This window comes from Chitinibacter sp. FCG-7 (assembly GCF_040047665.1).
Classification (GTDB): domain Bacteria; phylum Pseudomonadota; class Gammaproteobacteria; order Burkholderiales; family Chitinibacteraceae; genus Chitinibacter; species Chitinibacter mangrovi.
On the sequence record NZ_CP157355.1, the window covers coordinates 871,827 to 885,511 of the forward strand.

Sequence of the window (13,685 nt, forward strand, 5' to 3'; positions counted from 1 at the left end):
CTTAGTGAACACCAGGAATGATCGAGCGCTGCACTGCATCAATCAGCACGGTCATCAATGTGTTTGGCATCAGACCGAGAACCAACAGAAGCAGACAGTTGATTGACAATACCACTTTGGCATCAAAGCCAGCGATTAATGGCTCAGAGCTTTCCGGATTGTCAAAGTACATCACTTTCACAACGCGCAGATAGTAGAAAGCACCGATCAGCGAGAATGCGACCGCCACAACAGCCAGCCACACCATTTGCATGTTAACGATCTCTTTCAAGACTGATAGTTTTGCAAAGAAGCCGAGGAATACCGGGATACCCGCCATTGAGAACATGGTAAACAGCATCATCAAGGCAAACCATGGGCTGCGTTGATTCAGGCCTTTCAAATCGGCGATCTGATCCGCTTCAAAGCCTTCCCGCGACAACAGCATGAGCACGCCAAAACCGGCAGCGCCCATCAGCAAATAGCTCATGACATAGAAGAAGGATGCTGCGTAGCCATTAGGCGTTGCCACCAGAATACCCAGCAATACAAAACCCATATGCGAAATGGTCGAGTAACCGAACATACGTTTGATATTGGTTTGTGCAATCGCGGTGATGTTACCCAGACCAATCGACAATACTGCCAAGATCATCAGCATGCCGCGCCAATCAGGCGCGAAACCTTCCAGCGCCTGCGCCAATACACGCAAGGTAAAGACAAACACGGCAATTTTTGGTGCAGTCGAAATCAGTTGCGTCATCGGTGTAGGCGCACCCTGATACACATCAGGCACCCACATATGGAATGGCACAGCACCAAATTTAAAGCCCAGACCTGTCACCACGAACACCAGACCAAAGACCACCAGCAGGTTATTTGCAGAACCTTGCTGAATCGCTTTCGCAATCGCAAATACATCAAGCGTACCCGTTGCGCCGTACAGCATGGACATGCCGTAGAGCAACATGCCTGACGCCAATGCGCCCAGCACAAAGTACTTCATTGCCGCTTCGGTTGAGGCAAATGAATCGCGATTGAGCGCAACCATGGCGTAGATCGACAATGACATCAATTCCAAGCCCACGTACAGGGTCAGGAAGTTAACTGCAGAAGCCATCACCATCATCCCGAGCAGCGAAAACAATGCCAAGGTGAAAAACTCACCACGGTATAGCCCGCGAGCCTTTGCGTATGAACGGCCGTAGACCAATACTAGGGCTACACCCAGAATCATCCCTAGCTTGGCATAATCAGACAGAGCGTCAGCCAGGAAAGAATTACTAAAGCCAAGACGCGCTTGCGGCTCGTGACCTGCTACAACCAGCGCAGCGGTTACTCCCAAAGTGAGCAGGGTCAAAACATAGGTAATGCCGCGCTTGGCATCACTGATAAATAAATCAATCAGCAGGATGGCACATACCGCACAGAGCAAGAAGATCTCTGGCGTTGCCACCCATGGATTAAGACTGGTCCAGGTCATGGTTCTAGCCTACTTTATAAGTCGATGATTAGTGGAGCTTGGATTGCGAAACATGCCAGATCAGATCGTTGACTGACTGGTGCATCACATCAGTAAATGGTTTAGGGAACAAACCCATACCCAATACTGCGATCGCCAAAATGGCCAAAACCAAGAATTCACGTGCGTTGACGTCTTTCAACTCGGCCACATTATCGTTGCCCACATCGCCAAAAATGACACGTTTATACATCCACAGCGTGTAGGCCGCGCCGAAGATCAGCGTGGTTGCAGCAGCAAAGGCGTACCAGAAGTTCACCTGAACCGCACCCAAGATCACCATGAATTCACCGGCAAAACCTGAAGTGGCTGGCAGACCTGAGTTAGCCATTGCAAACAGCATCATGAAGGCGGCAAAAATCGGCATTTTGTTCGCAACACCGCCGTAATCTGCAATCTTGCGGCTGTGTACGCGGTCATACATGACACCAATACAGAAGAACATCGCGGCAGACACAAAGCCATGAGAAATCATCTGCACCAAGGCACCTTCAACTGCCCAGGCGTTCAGCTCATTGCCGTTGACGCCACCAAACATAAAGAAGCCCAGTGACACGAAACCCATATGGGAAATCGAAGAATACGCCACCAGTTTTTTCATATCGGTTTGCACCAAAGCAACCATACCGATGTATACGACCGCAACCAGCGATAATGCTACGAATACCCAGGCATACTCTCTAGAGGCATCCGGTGCAATTGGCAGAGCAAATCGCAGGAAGCCGTAAGCACCCAGTTTAAGCGTAATCGCCGCCAGTACCATCGAACCACCAGTAGGTGCTTCAACGTGCGCATCTGGCAACCAAGTGTGAACAGGCCACATTGGCACTTTAACCGCAAAGGCAAAGAAGAATGCTACCAACAGCAAGGTCTGCGCAGCCATACCCAAAGGCAGACGATGGTATTCAGCGATCTCGAAGCTGCCACCAGATTGGTAGTACAGGTAGATAAAGGCTACCAAAGTCAGCAATGAACCCATCAGCGTGTACAAGAAGAACTTCACCGATGCGTACACGCGATTTGGACCACCCCATACACCGATAATCAGGTACATCGGGATCAACATCGCTTCGAAGAATACGTAGAACAGAATCGCATCCAACGCCACAAACGCACCGTTGATCAAGCCTGACATGATCAAGAATGCAGCCATGTACTGCGCTACACGCTTTTCAATCACTTGCCAGCCAGCCAATACAACCATCAAGGTGGTAAAGCTGTTCAAGATCACAAAGAACATCGACAAGCCGTCAACGCCCAGGTGGTAGTTAATGTTCAAACTCTGAATCCACGGTTTCATTTCTTCAAACTGCATACCGCCATGCAGAAGATCGAAACCGGTGTACAGCGGAATTGTTACAAGGAAAGAGGCCAAAGCGCCAATGAGCGCCAGCCAGCGCGCAGCAGTAGCGTTTTTATCGCTTCCTGTTGCGAGCACGATCAAGCCTGCCAAAATTGGCATCCAGACCGCAAGGCTGAGGAGATTACCCGTCATAGTTAACCTACTTATTAATTATTAAATCTGGCAATCAGTGAACCCACTGATTACTGCACTTGCAGTAAACCACCCAACCAAATCGTCAGCAGCAACAAAGCGCCGAGGATCATGGCAAAAGCGTAGTGATAGATATAGCCGCTTTGAATACGACGAGTCAGATTCGAGAACAATCCAACCAATTTAGCCGTACCGTTCACAACTAAACCATCAATCAGCAGGGTATCACCCACTTTCCACAACACAGTACCCAATGCACGACCACCAGCAGCAAAGCCGTTGATGTACAAGTGATCCATGTAGTATTTCTCTTCCAGCAGTTTCTTCACGCCAATTGAAGTGAAGAAGCGATCCAGAGCAGCTGGAATTTCTGGCTTAACCATGTAGAAGAAGTAAGCACTCGCCACACCAGCAACCGCCAACCAGAATGGCAGCGTTACAAAGGCGTGCATGCCCATGTGGTACCAATCTTCAGCATGCTCACCGACAGCTTCCATCGCACCATGCAGATCATGATTTACAAAGATCACATCTTTGAAGAAATCGCCGACCAGCATTGGCGTCATCGCCCACGCACCGATCAAGACTGAAGGAATGGCCAACAGTACCAATGGCAGCGTAACCACCCACGGTGACTCATGCGGTTTGTCATTCGGACCCAGACCATGGTGATGGTCATGATCATCATGCGCGTCATGTGCATGGTGATGATCTTTCTTCAGCATCCATTGCTCTTTACCGTGGAATACCAAGAAGTACATGCGGAATGAATAGAACGCAGTAACAAAGACACCGGCCACCACCGCGAAGTAGGCAAAACCAGCGCCTGGCAGCGTTGAAGCCTGAACCGCCAAGATGATCGAGTCTTTCGAGTAGAAACCAGACAGGAACGGCGTACCGATCAATGCCAACGAGCCCAGCAATGAAGTGATCCAGGTGATCTTCATGTATTTGCGCAAGCCACCCATATTGCGGATGTCTTGATCGTGATGCATACCCATGATCACCGAACCAGCGGCAAGGAACAGCAAAGCTTTAAAGAACGCGTGCGTCATCAGGTGGAACACCGCAACCGAGTACGCTGAAGCGCCCAAAGCAACAGTCATATAGCCAAGCTGAGACAGTGTTGAGTAGGCGACCACACGTTTGATGTCGTTCTGAATAATGCCCAAGAAACCCATAAATAGCGCAGTAATTGCACCAATCACCAACACAAAATTCAGTGCAGTTTCCGACATCTCGAACAATGGCGACATGCGTGAAACCATAAAGATACCGGCTGTAACCATCGTTGCCGCGTGAATCAGGGCAGAGATCGGTGTCGGGCCTTCCATTGAATCGGGCAGCCACACATGCAGCGGAAATTGCGCTGATTTACCCATTGCACCAATAAACAGCAAGATGCACGTTACTGTCATCAGCGACCAAGTCGTACCAGGCAAAATGCTGATTGTGGCATTTTGCAGCTCAGGCGCTTTAGCAAATACTTCTGCGTAATCGAGCGAACCAAAGTGCGCCAAGACCAGACCGATACCCAGCAGGAAACCAAAGTCACCGACACGGTTAACTAGGAATGCCTTCAGGTTGGCAAACGTCGCAGTTGGGCGTTTGAACCAGAAGCCGATCAGCAAGTACGAAACCAGACCCACCGCTTCCCAGCCAAAGAACAGCTGCACAAAGTTGTTACTCATGACGAGCATCAACATTGAGAAGGTAAACAGTGAGATGTAGCTAAAGAAACGCTGATAGCCCGGATCTTCATGCATATAGCCGATGGTATACAGATGCACCATCAGTGATACAAAAGTCACCACACACATCATCATGGCGGTCAGATTGTCGACCAGAAAGCCGACGTTCAGATCAACGCCATTGACGGTGAGCCAGGTATATACCGTACCGTTAAATGATTCGCCACCTGCAAGCAAATACTGCAGCACGTATGCTGATAAGCCGAACGAAACGGCAACGCCCGCGATGGTCACGCAGTGTGCTGCGCGGCGGCCGATTAACCAGCCAAACAGGCCGGCGATCAGCGCACCAAACAGCGGCGCAAGCGGGATCAGCAGATAAATCGATTTCATGTCCATTGGTATTCTTGTCCGATTTAATGTTGTCCGGTTTAACCCTTCAGACTATCCAGATCTTCGACGTCGATCGACCGCAGATTACGGAAGAGCACCACCAAGATCGCCAAGCCGATAGCAGATTCTGCAGCGGCTACGGTCAGGATAAAGAAGACGAAAATCTGACCCGCGGTGTCGCCCAAAAACTGCGAAAACGCGATGAAGTTCATGTTGACCGACAAAAGCATCAGCTCGATTGCCATCAGCAATACGATCAGGTTTTTACGGTTCATGAAAATGCCAAATACACTGACAGCAAACATGATTGCGCCAAGTACGAGGTAATGTGTAAGCGTTAGCACTGTCGTCCCCTATTATGCAGCAGGCTTATCTTCGCCAGCTGATGCATCATCAGCGACGAATTTAGGCTCAGACTTCATTTTCACCATGCGCACACGGTCTTCACGCTTAATACGGACTTGATCACCCGGATTAATATATTTCGTGTTTTTACGTTTACGCAGCGTCAGGGCAATCGCAGCCACCATACCAACCAGCAGCAAGACAGCCGAGAGCTGGAATGGCAGGAAGTATTCGGTGTAAATCAATTTGCCCAAGACTTCGGCTGAAGCAGTATCAAACGAAGGCTCAACCACATTGTCGATTTTGGCGTAACGATGCGTCAGAATCAGCACCATCTCGGCCAGCATAATCGCAGCCACCGTACCGGCTACCGGCAAGAACTTCCAGAAGCTCTGGCGCAGTTTTTCAAAGTTGATATCGAGCATCATGACGACGAACAGGAACAGCACCATCACTGCCCCGACGTAAATCACAATCAACGAAACCGCCAGAAATTCGGCTTTCATCAGCATCCAGAGGACGGCGCTATTGAAAAACGAAAGAACCAAGTACAGCACGGCGTGAACCGGGTTTTTTGCTGTGATCACACGGAACGCAGCAAAAACCAGTACGACAGCAAATACATAAAAAATCGCTAAACTCATATCCATAGCTCGAAACCCTTAGCGGTATTTAGCATCAGCGGCTTTGCGCTCAGCGATTTCTTTTTCGTATTGATCACCTACCGCCAGCAACATCGGCTTGGTGTAATACAAATCGCCACGTTTTTCACCGTGATATTCATAAATATGTGTTTCAACAATGGCATCGACTGGACAGGCTTCTTCGCAGAAACCACAGAAAATGCACTTTGTCAGGTCGATGTCATAGCGGCTGGTACGACGCGTTTTGTCGTCGTCACGCGCTTCTGATTCGATCGTAATCGCCATTGCCGGGCAAACTGCTTCACACAATTTACAAGCAATACAACGCTCTTCACCGTTGGCATAACGACGTTGCGCGTGCAGACCACGGAAGCGCGGGCTATACGGCGTTTTTTCGTCCGGAAACTGAACAGTGATCTTGCGCTGGAAGAAGTGGCGGCCAGTCAATTTCAGACCCAGCACCAACTCCCACAGCAAGAAGGTTTTAAAGAAATACGAAATTTTTTCCACGGTCTCTGTCCTTTTCTCTTACCAGATCGACCAAGGGGTCTGCATCCAGGCACCGACCACGATAATCCACACCAAAGTCACAGGGATGAAAATTTTCCAGCCCAGGCGCATCAGTTGGTCGTAGCGGTAACGCGGGAAAGTAGCGCGGAACCACAAGAAGCAGAACAGCAGGAAAGCTACTTTTAATACCCACCACAGTGGGCTTGCAGCGCCGAGTACCGGAATCGATGCCGGGAACGGAGACAACCAGCCGCCCAAGAACATCACCGATGCCATCGCCGAAATCAGGATCATATTGGCGTATTCAGCCAAGAAGAACAGCGCGAAACTCATGCCTGAGTATTCAACCATGTGACCGGCAACGATCTCGGATTCACCTTCGGTAACGTCAAATGGTGCGCGGTTGGTCTCGGCAACACCAGCAATGAAGTAAACAACGAACAGTGGCAGCAGCGGGATCAGATTCCAAGACAGAATCGAGCCGCCCATTGCACCCGAGCCCTGCTGCTCTACGATGGCCGTCAGATTCAAGCTACCTGAAACCATGATCACGCCAACCAGCGCAAAGCCCATCGCCAACTCGTACGAAATCACCTGAGCTGCGGCACGCATACCACCCAGAAACGCGTATTTCGAGTTAGATGCCCAGCCCGCCAAGATCACACCGTAAACGCCCATTGATGTAATAGCCATTACGTAGAGCAAACCTACGTTAACGTCAGCCAATACATACCCGGGGTAAAACGGTACAACCGCCCACGCAGCTAGCGCAGGGACCAATACCATCACGGGCGCCAAGAAGAATAACTTCTTATCGGCAGCGGAAGGCGCAATGATCTCTTTAAGCAGGAGCTTCACACCGTCAGCGATTGGCTGCAGCAAACCGAACGGACCAACCCGGTTCGGGCCGATACGGATCTGCATATAACCAATCACTTTACGCTCGGCCAAAGTCAGGTAAGCCACTGCGCCCATAATCGGCGCAACGATCAGAACGATCTTGAGCAAAGTCCAAACCAGGAATGCCACTTGATAAGCAGTCTCTGCGCTCAAGTACCCAGTGAGGATGTTTTGTAGAAATTCCATTATCTACCCCTTATCCTTTGAGTACTTCAACAGCACCCACCATCTCGCCCAAATCGCGAGTCAGAGGATGAGACGTTGCAACGCGGACGACATCATCTTGCAAGCCTGCGTCCAGCTTAACAGTCAGCTCGGCACTACCCTGCCCTTGTTTAACGATGGCTTTGCCACCATCAACGAGACCAAGTTTGGCGATGGTCGCTGCATTGAGGCGAACTGTAGCCGCCAGCGCTGCATCAGCAGTTGCCTGCAAGCTTGGTGCACGACGGACAATTGAGTCGCCTTGATAAACAGGCACTTCACCCAAACGAACCAGACCTTGTGCTGATTTTGCTGCCACAGCAACAGAAGTCGCCAAGGCATTGTTCAGACGGCTTGCAATATCACCTGCCAGCGCTTCATCACGAATTTCTTCCGATGAGTTGTAGTCAAAGCCGTTAAAGCCCAAGACATTACCCAGTACACGGAATACTTTCCAAGCTGGGCGTGTTTCACCCAATGGGCGAACCACACCGTTAAAGCTTTGCGCTTTACCTTCCATGTTCACAAACGTACCTGACGTCTCAGTGAATGGAGAGATTGGCAGCAAGACATCCGCGTAATCCATCGCACAGCTCTGGAACGCCGACATCACCACAACCATTTCAGCTTGTTTTGCAGCAGCCAACGCTTGCGCGCCGTTGTGCGCGTCGAATTCAGGCTCTACACCCACGAATACATAAGCTTTTTTGCCAGCTGCGAAAACGTTACCGCCCACATCAGCGCCGATCAATTCAGCACCCACACTATTGGCTGCTACAGCTGGAACGCCCAACTTAGCACCAGTCAAGGCTGCTAATGCAGCAGCCGCAGCGTAGATTTCAGCGTAACGAGCCGATGTTTGTGCGATATTGCCCAGCAAGACAGCAGCTTTTGTTTTGCCTTCAAAGCTATTTGCAATTGCGCGTGCAGCGTCGCCAACTACAACGTTACTCAAATCGATACCAGCAGGAGCAGCAACCGATTTGAGCTCAACTACGGCTTTAACAACTTGTAGCAGACCCTCAACCAATTGGTCTGGACGAACAACTACTTCGCCAGCCAACTCAGTCAAGAGATCATCAGCGTGAACATTAACCAGTGACAAGGCCATGCCTTTTTTCACTGACTGACGCAGACGTTGAGCCAGCAAAGGCTGTTCTTTACGAACAGTTGAGCCAACGATCAATACTGCTTCGTTTTGCGACAATTCTTCGAGCGATTGGCCAAGCCATTTAGCGCCCTGCGTTTTCACCGAGAAGTCAGCATTGCGTGCAAAGGCTTGAACGGCTTCAACACCCAAACCTGCCATCAATTTGCGCAGCGTGAACAATTCTTCCACTGTGCTGCTTGCTGAAGCAACTGCAGCAACACTGTCTTTGCCATGTTCAGCGACAACTTGTTTCAGGCCATTCGCAACGTATTCCAGCGCAGTTTGCCAGTCAGTTTCCTGCCAAACGCCACCTTGCTTGAGCATCGGTTTGGTCAGACGTTCTTGGCTGTTCAATGCTTCGTACGAGTAACGATCGCGGTCAGACAACCAGCATTCATTGATTGCTTCGTTTTCCAGCGGCAAGACACGCATTACTTTATTGTTCTTAACTTGAATAACCAAGTTAGAACCCAAGCCATCGTGCGCACCAACTGACTTGCGACGTGACAGCTCCCACGTGCGAGCGGTGTAGCGGAATGGTTTGCTCGTTAAAGCGCCAACCGGACACAAGTCGATCACATTGCCGGAAATTTCGGAATTTACCGTCTTGCCAATAAATGGCATCACTTCAGTAAATTCGCCGCGATTGGCCATACCCAGCTCCTGGAAGCCAGCGATTTCTTCGGTAAAGCGGACACAACGGCTGCAATGGATGCAACGCGTCATATCGGTAGAAATCAACGGACCAAGGTCTTTATTGGCAACAACGCGTTTTTCTTCAGCGTAATCGGAACCAGACTGACCATAACCTACGGCCAGATCCTGCAACTGACACTCACCGCCCTGGTCACAAATTGGACAGTCAAGAGGGTGATTGATCAGCAGAAATTCCATTACGCCTTTCTGAGCAGTCACAGCCTGATCAGAATGGGTAAATACTTTCATACCATCGGTAACAGGCGTGGCACAGGCCGGTAAAGGCTTGGGTGCTTTTTCGACCTGGACTAGGCACATACGGCAGTTTGCGGCAATCGACAGTTTTTTGTGATAGCAAAAGTGAGGGATATGCACACCAATTGAATTGGCTGCGTCCATCACGGTGCTACCACCAGGGACTGTCAATTTTTTACCGTCGATTTCGATTTCCAGCATGCTCGACTCGATTCAAAGGCAATAATTCAAAAGAAAACTTGACTAAAACAGCGCGAAATTACAGACCTTTCGCTTTTTGTGCTTTATTAATCAAATCTTCGAATTCATGGCGGAAGTGTTTCAACATTCCACGCACAGGGAATACAGCAGCATCACCCAGCGCACAAATTGTGCGGCCTGCGATATTGTCGCCAACACGTGACAGCAAATCGAGGTCTTCCGGGCGGCCTTCGCCGTTGGCGATGCGATGTACTACACGATACAACCAGCCTGTTCCTTCACGACATGGGGTACATTGACCGCATGATTCTTCGTGATAGAAATAGGACAAACGCTCCAAAGCGCTGACCATGCAAACTGTTTCGTCCATCACAATGACCGCACCAGAACCCAGCATCGAGCCCGCTTTGGCAATTGAGTCGTAATCCATCGTGCATTGCATCATCACATCGGCAGGCAACACCGGCGCAGACGAGCCACCAGGAATCACTGCCTTGAGCTTTTTGCCGTCACGCATACCGCCACACATCTCTAGCAATTCAGAGAATGGCGTGCCCAATGGAATTTCGTAGTTACCCGGACGATTAACGTGACCAGAAACCGAGAACAATTTGGTACCGCCATTATTTGGCTTGCCCAGTTCAAGGAATTTCTGACCGCCTTCACGAATAATGTAGGGCACTGAGGCAAAGGTCTCAGTGTTATTAATCGTGGTTGGCTTGCCGTATAAACCGTAAGACGCAGGGAATGGAGGCTTAAAGCGTGGCTGGCCTTTTTTACCTTCCAAAGATTCAAGTAGTGCCGTCTCTTCGCCGCAAATATAGGCACCATAACCGTGGTGGCCATGCAGCTGGAAGCAGAAATCCGAACCTAGAATATTATCACCCAGGAAACCAGCGGCGCGGGCTTCTTCGAGGGCTTCTTCAAAGCGTTGATATGCCTCAAAGACTTCACCGTGGATATAGTTGTAACCTACAGTAATACCCATGGCGTAACCGCCAATGATCATGCCCTCAATCAGGGCATGCGGGTTGTAGACCATAATATCCAGGTCTTTAAATGTACCTGGCTCGCCTTCGTCAGTATTACAAACCAGATATTTCTGGCCCGGAAAACTGCGCGGCATGAAAGACCATTTCAAACCAGTCGGAAAACCTGCACCACCACGGCCACGCAAGCCAGAAGTTTTCATATCAGCAATGATGTCGTCTTGGGTGATTTTGTCATTGATGATTTTTTTCAGTGCGGCATACCCGCCACGCTTGACGTACTCTTCCAGACGCCAGCAGTTTGGATCTTCAAAATTGACGTTCTCAAATACAACGCCTTTTACATAGACGGTCATTATTCAAGCTCCGCCAGTTTTTTGTCGATGGCTTCAGGCGTCATGTGATTGCACATAGTGTGGTTATTGACCAGCATCACTGGTGCATAACCGCAAGCCCCCATGCACTCACCTTCTTTTAGCGTGAATTTACCGTCAGCCGTCGTTTCATTGAAATCAATACCCAGCTTTTGCTTGAGGTAATTGGCTGTGGTATAGCCACCCGACAAAGCACAGGGCAAATTGGTACATACAGTCAGCTTGTGTTTACCGACCGGCTTCATATCGTACATGTTGTAGAACGTTGCCACTTCATACGCCATCATTGGGGCGATACCAAGGTAGTTGGCAATGAACTCAACCATGTCATTGGTCAGGTAGCGTTTTTCAACCTGAGCAATGCGCAAAGCGCCCATAACAGCAGAACGAGCCTGATCGGCAGGATATTTGGCCACTTCACGATCGATCTGCGCCAAAGATTCGGCAGATAGAAGATTGTGGGTAGTCAGATTGTTGGTAGACATCAGCGGTCAATCTCCCCGAATACAATATCTTGCGTACCGATGATCGCTACAACGTCAGAAATCATGTGGCCGCGCGCCATTTCATCCAGCGCCGACAGATGCACATAACCTGGCGCACGAATCTTCAGACGGTAAGGCTTGTTAGCGCCATCAGAAATCAGGTAGATACCAAACTCACCCTTTGGATGCTCAACGGCGGCATATGCTTCGCCTTCTGGCACGTGCATGCCTTCAGTGAACAATTTAAAGTGGTGAATCAGCTCTTCCATGTTTTCTTTCATCGCTTCACGCGATGGAGGAGCAACTTTGTGGTTATCAGTAATCACTGGACCAGGATTTGCTTTGAGCCACGCAACGCATTGCTTGATGAGGTGATTTGACTGGCGCATTTCTTCAACGCGAACCAGATAGCGGTCGTAGCAGTCACCAGTTTTACCAACGGGAATATCAAAATCCAGTTGATCATAAACTTCATACGGCTGAGTCTTGCGCAGATCCCACTCAACGCCGGAACCACGCAGCATCGCACCGGTAAAGCCGATGGCTTTTGCGCGATCTGCATCAACCACACCAATACCTACAGTACGCTGTTTCCAGATCCGATTATCTGTCAGCAGCGTTTCATACTCATCAATGTACGTTGGGAAGCGGTTGGTGAAATCTTCGATAAAATCGAGCAAGCTGCCTTGACGGTTCTTGTTCAGATCTTTGATCGCGGCAGCATTACGTACTTTTGATGCTTGATACTGCGGCATTTCATCAGGCAGATCACGATACACACCACCCGGACGATAGTAAGCCGCGTGCATACGTGCACCTGAAACAGCTTCGTAGCAGTCCATCAGGTCTTCACGCTCGCGGAAGGCGTACAAGAAGATCGTCATTGCACCACAGTCCAAGCCGTGAGCACCAATCCACATCAGGTGATTCAATACACGGGTGATTTCATCAAACATCACGCGAATGTATTGAGCACGAATTGGCACTTCCAAGCCCAGCAATTTCTCAATTGCCATGCAATAAGCGTGCTCATTAGACATCATTGACACGTAGTCAAGGCGGTCCATATAAGGCAGAGACTGGATGTACGTTTTGTGTTCAGCCAATTTTTCAGTCGCACGGTGCAACAGACCAATATGCGGGTCGGCACGCTCAACAACTTCACCATCCAACTCCAGCACCAGACGCAATACACCGTGCGCAGCAGGGTGTTGTGGGCCGAAGTTCAAGGTGTAATTACGGATCTCAGCAGCCACCGTAGTTCTCCTCGCGGATAATGCGCGGTGTAATTTCACGCGGGTCGATGGTCACAGGCTGGTAAACAACGCGAGCTTGCTCGGCGTCATAACGCATTTCAACGTAACCAGATAGTGGGAAATCTTTACGGAATGGATGACCAACAAAACCATAGTCAGTCAGAATACGGCGCAGGTCAGGGTGACCCTGAAACACAATACCAAACAGGTCAAATGCTTCGCGCTCAAACCAGTTGATCGCAGGCCAGACATCAACCATTGAATGGATCACAGGGAATGCATCGTCAGCACAGAAAACGCGAACACGCAGTCGTACATTGTGCTTATAAGACAGCAGATGATAGACCACCGCAAAACGCTGACCTTCCCAAATACCATCTTTGTATTCGCTATAGTCAACGCCACAGGCGTCAACCAATTGCTCAAAGTGCAGGCTCGCGTCATCGCGCAATTGCAGCGCAACTTCAGCCCAAAGAGCAGCAGGCACTTCGATTGTTACTTCGCCCAACGCATTTTTCAGCGAAGCAATCTTGGCTTCACCCAAAACAGTGCGCAAGCTTTCAATCAGTGTTTCTAGCTTATTTGCCATGGCTCAC

At 49.7% G+C, this 13,685-nt stretch carries 12 protein-coding genes; all 12 read right to left on the reverse strand.

The genetic code is table 11. From position 1 onward, the window contains the following. Position 1: 1 nt before the first annotated feature. The 12 genes from nuoN to ABHF33_RS04080 are packed head-to-tail and all read right to left on the reverse strand — an operon-like array spanning position 2 to position 13,678. Complete coding sequence (nuoN, locus tag ABHF33_RS04025; RefSeq protein ID WP_157314103.1) at positions 2–1,462, reverse strand: NADH-quinone oxidoreductase subunit NuoN; 1,461 nt, start codon at positions 1,460–1,462, stop codon at positions 2–4. A 28-nt stretch (positions 1,463–1,490) separates the two neighbouring features. After that, positions 1,491–2,996 carry an NADH-quinone oxidoreductase subunit M gene (locus tag ABHF33_RS04030; protein ID WP_348945753.1) on the reverse strand — a complete coding sequence of 502 codons (1,506 nt, stop codon included), beginning with the start codon at positions 2,994–2,996 and terminating at the stop codon, positions 1,491–1,493. Between the two features lie 50 nt (positions 2,997–3,046). Next, positions 3,047–5,086, reverse strand: a complete 2,040-nt coding sequence (nuoL, locus tag ABHF33_RS04035; RefSeq protein WP_348945754.1) for an NADH-quinone oxidoreductase subunit L — start codon at positions 5,084–5,086, stop codon at positions 3,047–3,049. A gap of 32 nt (positions 5,087–5,118) precedes the next feature. After that, entirely contained in the window at positions 5,119–5,424 is a 306-nt protein-coding gene (gene nuoK / locus ABHF33_RS04040; RefSeq protein ID WP_348945755.1) for an NADH-quinone oxidoreductase subunit NuoK, read from the reverse strand. Between the two features lie 12 nt (positions 5,425–5,436). Continuing rightward, complete coding sequence (locus tag ABHF33_RS04045; RefSeq protein WP_348945756.1) at positions 5,437–6,069, reverse strand: NADH-quinone oxidoreductase subunit J; 633 nt, start codon at positions 6,067–6,069, stop codon at positions 5,437–5,439. An 18-nt stretch (positions 6,070–6,087) separates the two neighbouring features. Then, entirely contained in the window at positions 6,088–6,579 is a 492-nt protein-coding gene (nuoI, locus tag ABHF33_RS04050) for an NADH-quinone oxidoreductase subunit NuoI (protein ID WP_348945757.1), read from the reverse strand. A gap of 18 nt (positions 6,580–6,597) precedes the next feature. Then, complete coding sequence (gene nuoH, locus ABHF33_RS04055; RefSeq protein ID WP_432803971.1) at positions 6,598–7,668, reverse strand: NADH-quinone oxidoreductase subunit NuoH; 1,071 nt, start codon at positions 7,666–7,668, stop codon at positions 6,598–6,600. Between the two features lie 7 nt (positions 7,669–7,675). After that, the gene (gene nuoG / locus ABHF33_RS04060) at positions 7,676–9,985 is read right to left on the reverse strand and encodes an NADH-quinone oxidoreductase subunit NuoG (RefSeq protein WP_348945759.1); all 2,310 of its coding nucleotides are present in this window, start codon (positions 9,983–9,985) and stop codon (positions 7,676–7,678) included. A gap of 58 nt (positions 9,986–10,043) precedes the next feature. Next, positions 10,044–11,330, reverse strand: coding sequence for an NADH-quinone oxidoreductase subunit NuoF (gene nuoF / locus ABHF33_RS04065; RefSeq protein WP_157314111.1), 1,287 nt, complete (start codon positions 11,328–11,330; stop codon positions 10,044–10,046). Beyond that, a complete protein-coding gene (nuoE, locus tag ABHF33_RS04070) occupies positions 11,330–11,833 on the reverse strand; it encodes an NADH-quinone oxidoreductase subunit NuoE (protein WP_348945760.1) in 504 nt (167 codons plus the stop codon). Before nuoE ends, nuoF begins: the two co-directional genes overlap by 1 nt. Beyond that, positions 11,833–13,089 (reverse strand): NADH-quinone oxidoreductase subunit D, encoded by a 1,257-nt coding sequence (locus tag ABHF33_RS04075; protein ID WP_348945761.1) that lies wholly within the window; start codon positions 13,087–13,089, stop codon positions 11,833–11,835. The genes nuoE and ABHF33_RS04075 overlap by 1 nt, the downstream gene beginning before the upstream one ends. Further along, positions 13,079–13,678 (reverse strand): NADH-quinone oxidoreductase subunit C, encoded by a 600-nt coding sequence (locus tag ABHF33_RS04080; RefSeq protein WP_348945762.1) that lies wholly within the window; start codon positions 13,676–13,678, stop codon positions 13,079–13,081. The genes ABHF33_RS04075 and ABHF33_RS04080 overlap by 11 nt, the downstream gene beginning before the upstream one ends. Between the last annotated feature and the right edge of the window lie 7 nt (positions 13,679–13,685).

Coding starts and splice junctions, on each gene's coding strand:
- nuoF (WP_157314111.1), bottom strand. CDS start 11,330: ATGACCGTCTATGTAAAAGGCGTTGTATTTGAGAACGTCAATTTTGAA.
- ABHF33_RS04080 (WP_348945762.1), bottom strand. CDS start 13,678: ATGGCAAATAAGCTAGAAACACTGATTGAAAGCTTGCGCACTGTTTTG.
- nuoG (WP_348945759.1), bottom strand. CDS start 9,985: ATGCTGGAAATCGAAATCGACGGTAAAAAATTGACAGTCCCTGGTGGT.
- ABHF33_RS04030 (WP_348945753.1), bottom strand. CDS start 2,996: ATGACGGGTAATCTCCTCAGCCTTGCGGTCTGGATGCCAATTTTGGCA.
- nuoE (WP_348945760.1), bottom strand. CDS start 11,833: ATGTCTACCAACAATCTGACTACCCACAATCTTCTATCTGCCGAATCT.
- ABHF33_RS04045 (WP_348945756.1), bottom strand. CDS start 6,069: ATGAGTTTAGCGATTTTTTATGTATTTGCTGTCGTACTGGTTTTTGCT.
- nuoN (WP_157314103.1), bottom strand. CDS start 1,462: ATGACCTGGACCAGTCTTAATCCATGGGTGGCAACGCCAGAGATCTTC.
- nuoL (WP_348945754.1), bottom strand. CDS start 5,086: ATGGACATGAAATCGATTTATCTGCTGATCCCGCTTGCGCCGCTGTTT.